Genomic DNA, 15,473 nt, shown 5'->3' on the forward strand with positions numbered 1-15,473 from the left:
CCGGCGGCTACTCCAACTGATCCCGTAGCCGTGCCAATGACTTGGCCAGCAGCCGCGACACGTGCATCTGTGAGATACCGACGCGCTCGGCGATCTGCGTTTGGGTCATCGAGTCGAAGAACCTGAGCACCAAGACCGTTCGTTCCCGCTCGGGCAACGCCTCGAGCAACGGACGAAGCACCTCCCGATTCTCGATCTGGTCAAGACCCGCATCCACGTCGCCCAGGGTGTCTGTGATTGCGCGGGCATCGTCGTCGCTGCCGCCACCGCTGTCGATGGACAAGGTGTGGTAGGAACTACCCGCCAGCAAACCTTCGATAACCTCAGCGCGGTCCATCCCGAGCTCCGCGGCGAGCTCCGATGCCGACGGCGCCCGCCCGAGCCGCTGCGACAAATCGGCGGTGGCGGTACCTAGCCGCAGATGCAGTTCCTTGAGACGCCGGGGAACCTTGACCGACCAGCTGTTGTCGCGGAAGTGTCGTCGGACCTCGCCCATGATGGTAGGAACCGCGAAGGAGACGAAGTCCGACCCGGTCTTCACGTCGAAGCGAACCGCGGCGTTGACCAGCCCGACCCGCGCGACCTGAATGAGGTCGTCACGCGGTTCGCCGCGACCCTCGAACCGCCGCGCGATGTGATCGGCCAGCGGCAAGCACCGCTGAACGATCTTGTCCCGGTGCCGCTGGAATTCCGGTGAGCCGGCAGGCAAACCAACCAGCTCGCGAAACATCTCCGGAACGTCGGCGTATTCGTTAGCTCGCGATGCAGAACCGCCGGCAGCGCGCGCCGTCACCTGCTGGATGCCGCCCGTCGGGCGGTCAACGTGATGCCGAAGACACTGCCGGCTACATCGGGCTGGCGACCGTCGTGGAAGGTCTGGACGTCGTCGGCCAGCGCGGTCAGGACATGCCAGCTAAAGCTGCCCGGTGCCACCACGTCGTGGGTGTCGCAGGCAGCAGAAGCCTCCACCACAACTTCGTCTTTTCGCGGATCGACCACCAGGCGCAGGGTGGCATCCGGCAAGGCCGAGCGAATCAACCTGGTGCACACCTCGTCCACCGCCAACCTCAGGTCGGCCACGGCGTCGAAATCCAGGTCCTCGAAGGTGCCGATGGCGCCGACCAGGGTGCGCAGCAGCGCCAGGTTCTCCAGGCGGGCAGCAACGTTCAGCTCGACGGCGCGGACACCGCGTTGGCGCCCCTTGGTGGGTAAATCCGAGTCGGCCATGCACCCTCCCGGCAAGCTTCGATCGACAGTACTCCCGCCTTGGGTCTGGTCTTCGAGCTGGTCGGTCATGGTCGGACCTGCTGGTAGTGGGGATCTAACGCAACATGGTCGGGATTCATCATGGTGTACCCGTGATACCCATTTGCAGCTGCCGGTGAAACCCCGCGATGCCGGGATTTCCAGCCGCACTAGGATGTCTAGCCGGCCAGCCGCTGCCGCCGGACTTCGGGATGTTCGGTATACCAGCGATCGGCAATCTTGCGTATCCGCCGATGCTCGAACGCTAGCCACGCCAAACCAACCACTGTCACGACAATCGCCACCACACCAAAGGTCATGCCCTCGGCGTGATGTCCGGTGCCGAAAGCCGCAAGAGCTCCGACGCCGCCGACGACACCGGCCACAATCAACAGATACCCAGGCCAATGCACCACGTCGATCAGCGACTCGCCGGCAAGCGGCCGCGTCGTCCGCAAGTGGTCGACGGGGTCACGATAGGTGTCGCCCATGGCCTCCTCCGTTTCCGTCCTATTCCGCCATTTCTGCCCATTACCAGGCACTACCATCAACGGTAGAACTCGTCGAACGGGTTGTGGAGGGATCGGACCCATTTATTTGTTGACCGCGGCCGACCTGGCCGACGGCTCACGGTGCCATGACCGGGCCGGCGATCGGTGGGACGCCTATGCAGAGCGTCAGCACCATCAGCGTCAACAAAAACCAGCCGGCGCCGTGCCATCCCCACCAGGTACCTTCCGCACGCCATACCCGGTAGGTGCGCAGAAACGCCCACAGCCCGGCCGCACACAGGATCAGCGGGCCCCCCAGCGCCAGCAGGATCCGCTGGGGCGGGCCGCAGGCCGCGGTGTCGACGCCGCTGCACGTGCTGACCAACAACGCTCCCATAATGAGGAAACCGACCCCGACGACAGCGGCCACAACAGCAAACCGAATCGCCGAGTGCACCTCGCTGTCATCCTGGCCTAGCCGATCGCCGCGTGACGGCCCACCTACTTCGTGCATCGGCGAATCTCCATCCCGCTCTTGGCGGCTGCCTTACGTCACCACCGGTAACGCGCTGCGCACCGTGGCTATCGCGGCGTCGATCTCGGCGGTTGAAACCGTCAGCGGTGGACGGAATCGCACGGTGTCTGCACCGGCCGGCAACACAATCACCGCACGTTGCCACAGCTGGCGGATCAACTCGTCACGGTCGGCGGTGGTCGGCAGGCTAAACGCACACATCAGCCCGCGGCCGCGCGGATCGAGAACCACTGCCGGGAAGTCCGCGGCGAGTTCGTCAAGCCGGGCGCGCAGATACTTACCGTGCTGCACCGCCCGCTCGAACAGGCCCTCGGCTTCGATGACCTCCAAGATGCGGCGGGCGCGCACCATGTCGGTAAGATTGCCACCCCATGTCGAGTTGAGCCGTGATGGGACCGCGAACACATTGTCGGCGACCTCGTCCACCCGCCGACCGGCCATCACTCCGCATACCTGCGTCTTCTTGCCGAACGCCACGATGTCGGGTGCGACATCCAACTGCTGGTATGCCCAGGCGGTTCCGGTCAACCCGCAGCCGGTCTGTACTTCGTCGAAGATCAGCAGTGCATCAAACTCGTCGCACAGCTCGCGCATCGCAGCGAAAAACTCCGGGCGGAAATGGCGGTCGCCACCCTCGCCCTGGATGGGTTCGGCCACAAAACACGCGATGTCGTGCGGGCGGGTCTCGAATGCCGCGCGGGCCTGGCGTAGCGCCTCGGCCTCTAGCGCGGCCATAGCGGGCTCATCCAGGCCGGGCCGCATGTACGGCGCATCGATGCGTGGCCAGTCGAATTTCGGGAACCGGGCGGTAATGGTCGGCTTGGTGTTGGTCAGCGACAGGGTATAGCCGCTGCGGCCGTGAAATGCCCCGCGCAGGTGGAGCACTTGAGTGCCCAGCGCCGGGTCGATCCCATGGGCTTGGTTGTGCCGACTCTTCCAGTCGAACGCGGCTTTGAGCGCGTTCTCCACCGCCAGGGCGCCCCCTTCGACGAAGAACAGATGCGGCAGCGCCGGGTCGCCCAAGACACGGGCGAAGGTCTCGACGAAGCGGGCCATCGCCACCGAGTACACGTCGGAATTGCTGGGCTTGTTCAGCGCGGCCTGCATGAGTTCGGCATGGAACTCCCGGTCGTCCACCAGCGCCGGGGGATTCATACCCAGTGCCGAGGAGGCAACGAATGTGAACATGTCCAGGTAGCGCCGACCCGTTATAGCGTCGACCAGATATGAACCGCCCGAACGGGTCAGATCGAGCACTATGTCCAGACCGTCGACCAGCATGCTGCGCCCTAGCACCTCATGAACCCGGTCTGGTGTTGTTGGTCTACCGGCAAGAGCGACGGACTTCACGACGGCGGCCATGACGCTATGATAGCAGGATTTACGGAATATTGATATTTATGCTGGAAAAATTATGGTATATGCTGCCTATCGCTGTAAAAAGTGTTCAGAATGATCGTGCTTCGCGTCCGCACGTTCGCCGTTGTCCGGATCCGTTGCAACAGGTCCTCGAGCGCCCGTGCGGACGCGACGCGCACCAGCAAGACGTAGCTCTCTTCGCCGGCCACCGAGTAACAGGACTCGACCTCCTCGATATGTTCTAGGCGCGCGGGGGCATCATCTGGTTGAGACGGATCAAGAGGAGTGATAGCCACGAACGCCGACAACAAATGCCCAACCGCCTCGGGATTGATTCGCGCCGAATATCCCTGGACCACACCACGAGACTCCAGCCGGCGCACTCGCGATTGGACCGCCGAGACCGACAGCCCGGCTCGCGTGGCCAACTCTGACAGCGTCGCACGTCCGTCGGCGGCCAGTTCGCGCACCAGGATCCGATCGATATCGTCGAGCGCCTCGTTCATGGCCGGAGACTATCGCAACGGCAGTGCCGCATGAGCCGCTCGAAAAGACTGCAGACTGGCCAGCTGCGCGCGCGCTTCGCCGCCGGGTTGTCAGCCATGTACGCCGCTGAGGTGCCCGCCTACGGCACGCTGGTCGAGGTATGCGCACAAGTCAACTCCGATTACCTGACCCGGCATCGGCGAGCCGAGCGGCTGGGGTCGCTTCAGCGCGTCACCGCCGAGCGCCACGGCGCCATCCGAGTGGGCAACCCGGCCGAACTCGCTGCGGTCGCCGACCTGTTCGCCGCGTTCGGGATGCTGCCGGTCGGCTACTACGATCTGCGCACCGCTGAGTCACCAATTCCAGTGGTGTCCACCGCATTTCGCCCAATCGATGCGAACGAGCTGGCACACAACCCGTTTCGGGTGTTCACCTCGATGCTGGCCATCGAGGATCGGCGGTACTTCGATGCCGACCTACGCACCCGAGTGCAGACCTTCCTCGCGCGCCGGCAACTCTTTGACCCCGCGTTGCTCGCCCAGGCGCGGGCAATCGCGGCTGACGGCGGCTGCGATGCCGACGACGCACCGGCTTTCGTCGCCGCGGCGGTGGCCGCGTTTGCGCTGTCGCGGGAACCGGTCGAGAAATCCTGGTACGACGAGTTGTCCAGGGTGTCGGCGGTGGCCGCTGATATCGCTGGAGTCGACTCCACACACATCAACCATCTGACGCCTCGGGTGCTCGACATCGACGATCTGTACCGTCGGATGACCGGGCGCGGCATCACCATGATCGACACCATCCAAGGCCCTCCCCGCACCGACGGACCCGATGTGTTGTTGCGGCAAACCTCATTTCGCGCGCTGGCCGAACCACGCATGTTTCGCGACGAGGACGGTACCGTGACGCCGGGAATCCTGCGGGTGCGGTTCGGTGAGGTCGAGGCGCGCGGTGTCGCGCTGACCCCGCGAGGGCGCGAACGCTACGAAGCCGCGATGGCGGCCGCAGATCCGGCCGCGGTCTGGGCCACTCACTTTCCCTCGACGGATGCGGAGATGGCCGCTCAAGGCTTGGCCTACTACCGAGGTGGTGACCCGTCAGCGCCGATCGTCTACGAAGACTTCCTGCCCGCTTCGGCCGCGGGCATCTTCCGCTCCAACCTGGATCGCGACTCGCAAACCGGTGACGGACCCGACGATGCCGGCTACAACGTCGATTGGTTGGCCGGGGCAATCGGCCGACACATTCACGACCCGTATGCGCTCTATGACGCGCTTGCCCAGGAGGAGCGGCGCTGATAACCACTGACGCGTTACGAGCCCAGGTGCTCGAAGCCTGCCAAGCGATCGGCGTAACCGCCGCCCTTGGCGAGCCGGGCGAACACAGCCTGCCCGCGAGCACACCGATCACCGGCGACGTGCTGTTCAGCATCGCACCGACCACCCCGGAGCAGGCCGACCACGCGATCGCCGCGGCGGCCGCAACATTTACGGCATGGCGATGCACGCCGGCCCCGGTGCGCGGCGCGCTCGTGGCCCGGCTCGGCGAGCTGCTCACCGCACACCAGCAGGACCTCGCGACACTGGTCACAGTCGAAGTAGGCAAGATCACCGCCGAGGCGCGCGGCGAAGTGCAGGAAATGATCGACGTCTGCCAGTTCTCGGTGGGTCTGTCACGCCAGCTCTACGGCCGCACCATCGCGTCAGAGCGCGCTGGGCACCGGCTCCTGGAAACCTGGCATCCGCTGGGAGTGGTGGGCGTGATCACCGCGTTCAACTTCCCGGTCGCGGTCTGGGCGTGGAACACTGCGGTGGCACTGGTCTGCGGCGACACGGTGGTGTGGAAACCCTCGGAGCTGACGCCGTTGACGGCGCTGGCCTGCCAGGCGCTGCTCAGTCGGGCCGCCGCTGATGTCGGCGCGCCGGCCGCGGTGGGCGGCCTGCTGTTGGGCGGCGCCGAGCGTGGTGCGCAACTCGTCGACGACCCGCGGGTTGCGTTGTTGTCGGCGACGGGTTCGGTGCGGATGGGCCGGCAGGTCGGTCCACGCGTCGCCCGGCGCTTCGGGCGGGTGCTGCTGGAGTTGGGCGGCAACAACGCGGCCATTGTGGCGCCGTCGGCCGACCTGGAGCTGGCGGTGCGCGGCATCGTGTTCGCCGCGGCCGGCACCGCAGGTCAGCGCTGCACCAGCCTGCGCCGGCTGATCGTGCACCGCTCGGTGGCTGACGATGTGGTGGCACGCGTCGTCGGCGCCTATCGCCAGCTGGCGATCGGTGACCCGTCGGCCCCGGACACGCTGGTAGGCCCACTCATCCACGAGGCCGCCTACCGCGACATGGTGGCAGCGCTCGAGCGGGCACGCACCGACGGCGGCGAGGTCATCGGCGGTGATCGTCGCGAGGTGGGCTCACCGGGCGCCTACTATGTCGCGCCCGCTGTGGTCCGAATGCCGTCCCAGACCGCCATCGTGGCGACCGAAACGTTCGCACCAATCCTGTACGTGCTCACCTACGACGACCTCGACGAGGCGATAGCCCTCAACAACGCGGTACCACAAGGGCTTTCGTCGTCGATCTTCACGACCGACCTGCGTGAGGCCGAGCACTTCCTCGACCAGTCCGACTGCGGTATCGCCAACGTCAACATCGGGACGTCGGGAGCGGAGATCGGTGGTGCCTTCGGCGGCGAGAAGCAGACCGGCGGCGGCCGCGAGTCCGGGTCCGACGCGTGGAAGGCCTACATGCGCCGGGCCACCAACACCGTCAACTACTCGAGCGAGCTGCCGCTGGCGCAGGGCGTGAAGTTCGGGTAACCATGCCCGTGGGTGCGTCTGGGCATCATCGACGCGCGCTTGGGGTTGGGCGGGGTGGAATTCATCCATTTCAGTCAGTGCCCGTTGCGAATCCCCAAGCTACCCCGACGGCGACCAGAGGATGTCGATGGGGACGGCGGCGAGGCGGTCGCCGAATGGCTGGGCTTGTGGGCCGGTGTGCAGGATCACGCCGCCGGCGAAGCGTGCGCCGACTTTGTCGCGGAGTCTGCTGATCGAGCGGGTGTCTCTACCACGGAGGGTTGCCGCCGACTTGATTTCGATCGCGGCAATGAGGCCGTCTGCGGTTTCCAGTATGAGGTCTACTTCGGCGCCGTCTCGATCGCGGTAGTGGAACAGTCGAGGTGCCTGTTGCGACCATCCGAGTTGTCGCCGGAGTTCTGCGATCACGAAAGTTTCGATGATGGCTCCGGCCGCGTTGGGGTTGGCATGTGGACCGGCTCCGGTAGGCGAGACATTGACGAGGCGAGCGGCCAGTCCGGAGTCGAGGAGGAGGATTTTGGGTCGATCGACGACCCGCTTGGAAAGGTTGGTCGACCACGCGGGTATGCGGTCGATGAGATACAGGGTCTCGAGGAGGTCGAGGTACGGCGGCAGGGTACGCACGGGGATTTCGGCGTCGGTAGCTAGGGAGCTCAGGTTGAGTTCGGACGCGCTGCGTGCGGCTAGAAGTCGGATGAGGCGTGGCAGGTCGGCGATGCGTTGGAGATTGGAGACGTCGGCCGCGTCACGTTTGACGACGCGGTCGACGTAGTTATCCAGCCATGCATTTCGGCGCCTGGTCGACTTTCGGCTGACAGCTTCGGGATAGCCACCGGAACAGGCCCGGGCGAGATAGTCGTGACGTGCCAGGTCACTTTCGTGACCGAGGAAGAGGTCGCCGGCGAACAGTCGGTCGATGAAGGTCTCAGTGACTCCTTCGACTTCGCCTTGGCTAAATCCGAAGAGTTCGAGGCTCTCCGCCCTGCCGGCGAGGCTGTCCTCGGTCGCTGGGAGCTGCAAGAGGTTGGCGGACCCGGTGAGTAGATACCGGCCCGGGCGATGGTTGGCGTCAACGGTGGCCTTGAGCGCAAGGACCAGTTCTGGAACCCGTTGTACTTCGTCGATCGTGAGTAGTCCGTCTGGAAACTGGCGCACGAAGCTGTAAGGATCTGTGGCCGCAGTTGTTCGGGTCAGGTCATCGTCAAGCGTGACCAATCGCCCGCCGAGGCGGCCCGTGATCTCGGCCGCAAGGGTTGACTTGCCAACCTGTCGCGCGCCCTGAACGACGACGATCCGTGTGTCGATCAGTGCCTCTGCAACCCTCGGAAGCAGGTTTCGGGCGATGCGAGACGGCGGATTCACCCTCAACAGCTTACCTAGCTTTCGCCGATTCGCGACAAAGCCGTCGCCGATACGCGGCGCTATCTTCGCCAATTCGCGGATATCTCCTCACCGATTCGCGATATCTGGCGGAGCCGGTGGTGTCGCAGCAGGGACGTCGGGGCAGACCCACCCCACCGAAAGAACCACCACCACCTGCTCGCCTAGCCGAACGTGTGGTCTACGTGAGTAATATCTGTCACATGGCGACAGCCAGAAGGCGGTTATCCCCGCAGGACCGCCGCGCTGAACTGCTCGCTCTGGGGGCGGAGGTCTTTGGGAAGCGGCCTTACGACGAGGTTCGCATCGATGAGATCGCCGAGCGCGCTGGGGTGTCGCGGGCACTGATGTATCACTACTTCCCGGACAAGCGGGCGTTCTTCGCCGCGGTCGTCAAGGACGAGGCCGACCGGCTGTACGCGGCGACCAACAAGGCGCCCGCCCCTGGGATGACGATGTTCGAAGAGATACGAACCGGCGTGCTGGCCTATATGGCCTACCACCAACAAAACCCCGAGGCGGCGTGGGCCGCCTACGTCGGCCTCGGCCGATCGGACCCGGTTCTGCTCGGTATCGACGACGAAGCCAAGAACCGCCAGATGGAACACATCATGTCCCGCATCGCCGAGGTCGTGAGCGGGATTGACCGCGATAACACCCTGGACCCAGAGGTCGAGCGCGACCTGCGGGTGATCATCCACGGCTGGCTGGCGTTCACCTTCGAGCTGTGTCGTCAGCGGATCATGGACCCGTCGACCGACGCTGAACGGCTCGCCGATGCTTGCGCACACGCGCTGCTGGACGCCATCTCCCGGCTGCCGCAGATCCCTGCCGAACTGGCTGACGCGATGGCAACCGCGCGAATGTGAGCGGTAGGCGGTTTTTGTCGGTGCCTGTTGGCACGATGGCTAGGTGAGGTTCGCGCAGCCTTCAGCACTGAGCCGATTCAGCGCGCTCACCCGAGACTGGTTCACCAGCACTTTCGCCGCGCCCACCGCCGCCCAGGCCAGCGCCTGGGCGGCCATCGCAGACGGCGACAACACGCTGGTCATCGCTCCCACCGGATCCGGGAAGACCCTGGCGGCGTTCCTGTGGGCCCTGGATAGCTTGGCCGGTTCGGAACCTATGTCCGAGCGGCCGGCGGCCACCCGCGTGCTGTATGTGTCGCCGCTCAAAGCGTTGGCCGTCGACGTCGAGCGCAACCTGCGCACTCCGCTGGCCGGACTGACCCGACTCGCCGAACGCCAGGGTCTGCCCGCGCCCCAGATCAGGGTGGGCGTCCGTTCGGGCGACACCCCGCCCGCACTTCGCCGCCAGCTCGTCAGCCAGCCGCCCGACGTGCTGATCACCACCCCGGAGTCATTGTTTTTGATGCTCACTTCGGCCGCACGCCAAACTCTGACCGGTGTGCAGACCGTCATCCTCGACGAAATTCATGCCATCGCCGCCACCAAGCGCGGCGCACACCTGGCACTATCCCTAGAACGGCTCGACGACCTGTCTAGCCGGCGACGGGCGCAGCGCATCGGGCTGTCGGCGACCGTACGTCCTCCCGAGGAACTCGCAAGGTTCCTGTCCGGACAGTCCCCGACGACCATTGTGGCGCCCCCGGCCGCCAAGACCGTTGAGCTGTCCGTGCAGGTGCCGGTGCCCGACATGGCCAACTTGACCGACAACACCATCTGGCCGGATGTGGAGGCTCGGCTGGTCGACCTGATCGAATCACACAACTCGACCATCGTGTTCGCCAATTCGCGACGATTGGCCGAGCGACTTACCGCACGGCTCAACGAAATTCACGCCGCGCGCTGCGGGATTGAGCTCGCGCCAGACACCAACCAGCAGGTTGCCGGCGGCGCCCCGGCGCACATCATGGGCTCGGGCCAGACGTTCGGAGCGCCGCCGGTGCTGGCCCGCGCCCACCATGGCTCGATCAGCAAGGAGCAGCGCGCCGTTGTCGAAGAGGACCTCAAACGCGGGCAACTCAAAGCGGTGGTGGCGACGTCCAGCCTGGAGCTGGGCATCGACATGGGCGCGGTCGATCTGGTGATCCAAGTACAGGCACCACCATCGGTGGCCAGCGGGCTGCAGCGCATTGGCCGGGCCGGTCATCAGGTCGGCGAGATTTCGCGGGGGGTGCTGTTTCCCAAGCATCGCACCGACCTACTCGGCTGCGCGGTCAGCGTGCAGCGCATGCTTGCCGGTGAGATCGAGACCATGCGGGTGCCGGCCAACCCACTCGACATTCTGGCCCAGCACACGGTGGCGGCGGCTGCGCTGGAACCGTTGGATGCCGACGCGTGGTTCGACACCGTGCGGCGGGCCGCCCCGTTCGCGACCCTGCCGCGTAGCCTGTTCGAGGCCACCCTGGACCTGCTGTCCGGCAAGTACCCATCCACCGAGTTCGCTGAGCTGCGGCCGCGGCTGGTGTATGACCGCGATACCGGCACGCTGACCGCGCGACCCGGAGCCCAGCGACTGGCCGTCACCTCCGGCGGCGCCATTCCCGATCGCGGGTTGTTCGCCGTCTACCTCGCTACCGAGCGGCCGTCGCGGGTAGGCGAACTCGACGAGGAAATGGTTTACGAGTCCCGCCCCGGTGACGTGATCTCGCTGGGTGCCACCAGCTGGCGAATCACCGAGATCACCCACGACCGGGTGCTGGTGATCCCCGCGCCGGGCCAGCCGGCCCGATTGCCGTTCTGGCGCGGAGACGATGCCGGCCGCCCCGCCGAGCTCGGCGCCGCACTCGGCGCCCTCACCGGCGAGCTGGCCGCCCTGGACCGTACGGCATTCGGCACACGTTGTGCGGGTTTGGGTTTCGACGACTATGCCACCGACAACCTGTGGCGACTGCTGGACGACCAACGCACCGCTACCGCAGTGGTACCCACCGACAGCACATTGTTGGTCGAGCGGTTTCGTGACGAGCTGGGCGATTGGCGGGTGATCTTGCATTCGCCGTATGGGCTGCGGGTGCACGGACCGCTCGCGCTCGCAGTCGGCCGGCGGCTGCGCGACCGCTATGGCATCGACGAGAAGCCGACCGCCTCCGACAACGGCATAGTGGTGCGCCTACCGGACACCGTGTCCGCTGGCGAAGACAGCCCGCCGGGTGCCGAACTGTTCGTTTTCGACGCCGACGAGATCGACCCGATCGTCACCACCGAAGTGGCCGGTTCGGCGCTGTTCGCGTCACGGTTCCGGGAATCGGCGGCCCGGGCTCTGCTGCTGCCCCGCCGGCACCCCGGCCGCCGCTCGCCGCTGTGGCAGCAGCGGCAGCGCGCCGCCCGGCTGTTGGAAGTGGCCCGCAAATACCCCGACTTCCCGATTGTGCTGGAGACGGTCCGCGAGTGCCTGCAGGACGTCTATGACGTCCCGATCTTGGTCGAGCTGATGGCGCGGATCGCCCAGCGGCGGGTGCGTGTCGCCGAAGCCGAGACCGCCAAACCCTCGCCATTTGCGGCATCGCTGTTGTTCGGCTACGTCGGCGCCTTCATGTACGAGGGCGATACGCCGCTGGCCGAACGGCGCGCCGCCGCGCTCGCGCTGGACGGCACGTTGCTGGCCGAGCTGCTAGGCCGGGTGGAGCTGCGCGAGCTGCTCGATCCTGACGTCATCGCCGCTACCAGCCGCCAGCTCCAGCATCTGGCGGCCGACCGGGTAGCCCGTGACGCCGAAGGGGTTGCCGATCTGCTGCGGCTGCTGGGTCCGCTCACCGAAGACGAGATCGCTGCCCGGGCGGGCGCGCCCGAGGTCAGCGGCTGGCTGGACGGCTTACGCGCCGCCAAACGCGCGCTCGTGCTGTCCTTCGCCGGCCGCAGCTGGTGGGTTGCCGTCGAGGACATGGGCCGGCTGCGCGACGGCGTTGGCGCGGCGGTTCCGGTGGGGCTGCCGGCCAGCTTCACCGAGGCGGTAGCCGACCCGCTGGGCGAACTACTGGGCCGCTACGCACGCACCCACACACCGTTCACCACCGCTGCGGCCGCAGCCCGGTTCGGTCTTGGGCTGCGGGTGACCGCCGACGTGCTGGGCCGGCTGGCCAGCGATGGCCGGCTGGTGCGCGGCGAATTCGTGGCCGCGGCCGAAGGATCCGCCGGCGGCGAGCAGTGGTGTGACGCCGAGGTGTTGCGAATTCTGCGGCGCCGCTCGCTGGCCGCACTGAGGGCGCAGGCAGAGCCGGTCAGCACCGCCGCCTACGGGCGCTTCCTGCCGGCCTGGCAGCACGTTTCCGCGGGCAACTCGGGCATCGACGGGCTGGCCGCGGTCATCGATCAGCTCGCCGGCGTCCGGATACCGGCCTCGGCGATCGAACCGCTGGTGCTTGCCCCACGGATCCGCGATTACTCGCCGGCGATGCTCGACGAGCTGCTCGCGAGCGGGGACGTCACCTGGTCGGGCGCCGGGTCGATCTCAGGCAGTGACGGCTGGATCGCCCTGCACCCCGCCGACTCGGCGCCCATGACGCTGGCGGAGCCGGCCGAGATCGACTTCACCGACGCCCACCGGGCGATCTTAGCCAGCCTGGGCACTGGCGGCGCGTACTTCTTCCGCCAGTTGACCCACGACGGCCTGACCGAGGCGGAACTCAAAGCCGCTCTGTGGGAATTGATTTGGGCCGGACGAGTGACCGGCGACACGTTCGCACCGGTACGCGCGGTACTCGGCGGGGCGGGCACCCGGAAGCGTGCTGCTCCCGCACACGGCGGGCATCGACCGCCGCGCCTGAGCCGATACCGCCTCACGCACGCCCAGGCCCGCAACGCTGACCCGACCGTCGCCGGGCGGTGGTCCGCGCTGCCGCTTCCCGAACCGGACTCCACGCTGCGCGCCCATTACCAAGCCGAGCTGCTGTTGAACCGCCACGGCGTGTTGACCAAAGACGCAGTTGCTGCCGAGGGTGTGGCGGGCGGGTTCGCGACGCTCTACAAGGTGCTCAGTGCGTTCGAGGATGCCGGCAGGTGCCAGCGTGGCTACTTCATCGAGTCGTTGGGGGGCGCTCAGTTCGCCGTCGCCTCGACCGTAGACCGGCTGCGTAGCTACCTCGACGGTGTCGACCCCGAACAGCCGGACTACCACGCGGTGGTGCTGGCCGCTGCCGACCCGGCCAACCCGTATGGGGCGGCGTTGCCCTGGCCAGCGTCGAGCGCTGACGGTACCGCCCGGCCGGGCCGCAAAGCCGGAGCACTGGTCGTTCTGGTGGACGGCGAGTTGGCCTGGTTCCTCGAGCGCGGCGGGCGGTCGTTGCTGACGTTCACCGATGATCCCGAGGCCAACCACGCGGCGGCCATCGGGCTGGCCGACCTGGTCACCGCCGGGCGCGTCGCGTCGATTCTGGTCGAGCGGGCCGACGGCATGCCGGTGCTGCAGCCCGGCGGGCGGGCGTCGGCGGCACTGACGGCGCTGCTGGCAGCCGGCTTCGTCCGCACACCTCGCGGTCTGCGGCGGCGGTAAGCCATGCCCGAGGGCGACACCGTCTGGCACACCGCGGCCACATTGCGGCGGCATCTGGCCGGTCGCACGTTGACACGTTGCGACATCCGAGTGCCACGGTTTGCCGCCGTCGACCTCACCGGCGAGGTAGTGGACGAGGTGATCAGTCGGGGCAAGCACCTGTTCATCCGAACCGGGACAGCCAGCATTCATTCGCATCTGCAGATGAACGGCAGCTGGCGGGTCGGCAACCGGCCGGTGCGGGTGGATCATCGGGCGCGAATCATTTTGGAAGCCAACCAGCAAGAACAGGCCATCCGGGTGGTCGGCGTCGACCTAGGCCTGTTGGAGGTCATCGACCGGCACAACGACGGCGCCGTCGTCGCACACCTAGGACCTGATCTGCTGGCCGACGATTGGGACCCGCAGCGTGCAGCCGCCAACCTGATCGTTGCCCCGGACCGGCCCATCGCCGAGGCACTGCTCGACCAGCGGGTGCTCGCCGGGATCGGCAACGTGTATTGCAACGAACTGTGCTTCGTCAGCGGAGTATTGCCGACGGCCCCGGTGAGCGCGGTCGCCGACCCGCGCCGCCTGGTCACCCGCGCCCGAGACATGCTGTGGGTCAACCGCTTCCGCTGGAATCGGTGCACCACTGGCGATACCCGGGCCGGCCGGCGACTGTGGGTCTACGGGCGGGCCGGGCAGGGTTGCCGCCGCTGCGGCACGCTCATCGCCTACGACACCACCGACGAGCGGGTGCGGTATTGGTGCCCGGCCTGCCAGCGCTGAACCGGGCGATCAAAGCCAGCACCTAGTCGCGGCCGTGGGTAGCGAAGAACTGGGCAATGACTTGCGACCCGTCGAACGCGCGCGTGGTCGCCCCGATGACCGCCTTGGGCAGATATTGCCTGCCACCCGGCCAGGTATGTCCGCCATTGTCGATCTGGTAGGAGATCACCTCGGTGCCGGCCGCACATGAGCTGGAATCGAAAAGGTGCACCATTGTTCCGTCCCCGACGTCAGGCAGCTCCGCCGCCGACGGATCGCCCTGACACCCATCGACCGCCCGCCAGCGATCCACCAAGCTCGCAACCGAGATGGAATGGCTGAGCCCGCCGCGACCACGCACCGCCCCGCCGTTGAACGGCACCAGCGGGTCGGCGGTGCCGTGTGCTTCGAGCACCGACACCGGCCGTGACGGATTACATGTCACACCCACACCCAGCGTGCCCGCCACCGGCGCGACCGCGGCGAAGATATCGGCACGGTCACACGCCAGCCGGTTGGACATGAAGCCACCGTTGGACATGCCGGTGGCGAAGACGTGCCCGGGAGCGATGTCGAAGTCGTGCACCAGCTTTGCGGCCAGCGCGACCAAGAACCCAACGTCGTCGAGATGACGGCGATCCGCCGGCGACGCCCCCCTCCCGTCGGCCCAGCTTTTGTCGTAGCCGTCAGGATAGACAACCAACAAGTCGGCGGCGTCGGCAACAGCGTCGAAATCGGTGAGAGCCTCCTGTCCGGCTCCGGTGCCGCCACCACCGTGCAGGCTGATCACCAACCCGGAGGGCTCAGCGGGCGGCACGTGCAAGCGATAACTGCGGGTCAAGCCCCCGAACTGGAACGTCGCTACCGAACTGGCATGCCTGGCCAGTAGCTGATCACCGCCGCACCCGGCCAGGCAAACCATGAGAACGATAAGCGACAGCATTCGCGCCCACGGCATCTCGTC

At 66.7% G+C, this 15,473-nt stretch carries 13 protein-coding genes; 5 read left to right on the forward strand and 8 right to left on the reverse strand.

Going from position 1 to position 15,473, the window contains the following annotated elements:
- Window positions 1-7 precede the first annotated feature (7 nt).
- The 6 genes from sigF to lrpA all read right to left on the reverse strand — a co-directional run bounded on the left by sigF (window position 8) and on the right by lrpA (window position 4,136).
- Window positions 8-793, reverse strand: coding sequence for an RNA polymerase sigma factor SigF (gene sigF / locus MCAN_RS17400; protein ID WP_003417158.1), 786 nt, complete (start codon window positions 791-793; stop codon window positions 8-10).
- Window positions 790-1,227, reverse strand: coding sequence for an anti-sigma B factor RsbW (gene rsbW, locus MCAN_RS17405; protein WP_003417160.1), 438 nt, complete (start codon window positions 1,225-1,227; stop codon window positions 790-792). The genes sigF and rsbW overlap by 4 nt, the downstream gene beginning before the upstream one ends.
- 197 nt (window positions 1,228-1,424) lie before the next feature.
- Window positions 1,425-1,736, reverse strand: a complete 312-nt coding sequence (usfY, locus tag MCAN_RS17410; RefSeq protein ID WP_003900003.1) for a protein UsfY — start codon at window positions 1,734-1,736, stop codon at window positions 1,425-1,427.
- A gap of 136 nt (window positions 1,737-1,872) precedes the next feature.
- Window positions 1,873-2,250 carry a hypothetical protein gene (locus MCAN_RS17415; RefSeq protein ID WP_014001665.1) on the reverse strand — a complete coding sequence of 126 codons (378 nt, stop codon included), beginning with the start codon at window positions 2,248-2,250 and terminating at the stop codon, window positions 1,873-1,875.
- A gap of 33 nt (window positions 2,251-2,283) precedes the next feature.
- The gene (gene lat / locus MCAN_RS17420) at window positions 2,284-3,633 is read right to left on the reverse strand and encodes an L-lysine 6-transaminase (RefSeq protein ID WP_014001666.1); all 1,350 of its coding nucleotides are present in this window, start codon (window positions 3,631-3,633) and stop codon (window positions 2,284-2,286) included.
- A gap of 50 nt (window positions 3,634-3,683) precedes the next feature.
- Window positions 3,684-4,136 (reverse strand): transcriptional regulator LrpA, encoded by a 453-nt coding sequence (lrpA, locus tag MCAN_RS17425; protein ID WP_003417179.1) that lies wholly within the window; start codon window positions 4,134-4,136, stop codon window positions 3,684-3,686.
- Window positions 4,137-4,166: 30 nt separating this feature from the next.
- Here lrpA and hglS point away from each other — a divergent pair, with 30 nt between their 5' ends.
- Window positions 4,167-5,414: a 2-oxoadipate dioxygenase/decarboxylase gene (gene hglS / locus MCAN_RS17430; RefSeq protein WP_014001667.1), complete on the forward strand. Its 1,248-nt coding sequence runs from the start codon at window positions 4,167-4,169 to the stop codon at window positions 5,412-5,414.
- Window positions 5,414-6,925 carry an L-piperidine-6-carboxylate dehydrogenase gene (gene amaB / locus MCAN_RS17435; RefSeq protein ID WP_041180150.1) on the forward strand — a complete coding sequence of 504 codons (1,512 nt, stop codon included), beginning with the start codon at window positions 5,414-5,416 and terminating at the stop codon, window positions 6,923-6,925. The genes hglS and amaB overlap by 1 nt, the downstream gene beginning before the upstream one ends.
- 99 nt (window positions 6,926-7,024) lie before the next feature.
- Here amaB and MCAN_RS21915 read toward each other — a convergent pair whose 3' ends face one another.
- Window positions 7,025-8,287, reverse strand: a complete 1,263-nt coding sequence (locus tag MCAN_RS21915) for an ATP-binding protein (RefSeq protein WP_041180307.1) — start codon at window positions 8,285-8,287, stop codon at window positions 7,025-7,027.
- Window positions 8,288-8,508: 221 nt separating this feature from the next.
- On the opposite strand from MCAN_RS21915, the gene MCAN_RS17445 reads away from it, so the two are divergent.
- Genes MCAN_RS17445 through nei2 form a run of 3 tightly spaced genes read left to right on the forward strand, consistent with a single transcriptional unit; the run spans window position 8,509 to window position 14,530 of the window.
- Entirely contained in the window at window positions 8,509-9,174 is a 666-nt protein-coding gene (locus tag MCAN_RS17445; protein WP_003417200.1) for a TetR/AcrR family transcriptional regulator, read from the forward strand.
- Window positions 9,175-9,217: 43 nt separating this feature from the next.
- Window positions 9,218-13,759 carry an ATP-dependent helicase gene (locus MCAN_RS17450; RefSeq protein WP_014001670.1) on the forward strand — a complete coding sequence of 1,514 codons (4,542 nt, stop codon included), beginning with the start codon at window positions 9,218-9,220 and terminating at the stop codon, window positions 13,757-13,759.
- A gap of 3 nt (window positions 13,760-13,762) precedes the next feature.
- Entirely contained in the window at window positions 13,763-14,530 is a 768-nt protein-coding gene (gene nei2, locus MCAN_RS17455) for an endonuclease VIII Nei2 (protein ID WP_014001671.1), read from the forward strand.
- 22 nt (window positions 14,531-14,552) lie between these two features.
- Here the strand turns inward: nei2 and MCAN_RS17460 are convergent, their stop codons facing one another.
- Window positions 14,553-15,467: an extracellular catalytic domain type 1 short-chain-length polyhydroxyalkanoate depolymerase gene (locus MCAN_RS17460; RefSeq protein WP_003417210.1), complete on the reverse strand. Its 915-nt coding sequence runs from the start codon at window positions 15,465-15,467 to the stop codon at window positions 14,553-14,555.
- Window positions 15,468-15,473: the final 6 nt, after the last annotated feature.

Source organism: Mycobacterium canetti CIPT 140010059 (genome assembly GCF_000253375.1).
Lineage (GTDB): Bacteria > Actinomycetota > Actinomycetes > Mycobacteriales > Mycobacteriaceae > Mycobacterium > Mycobacterium tuberculosis.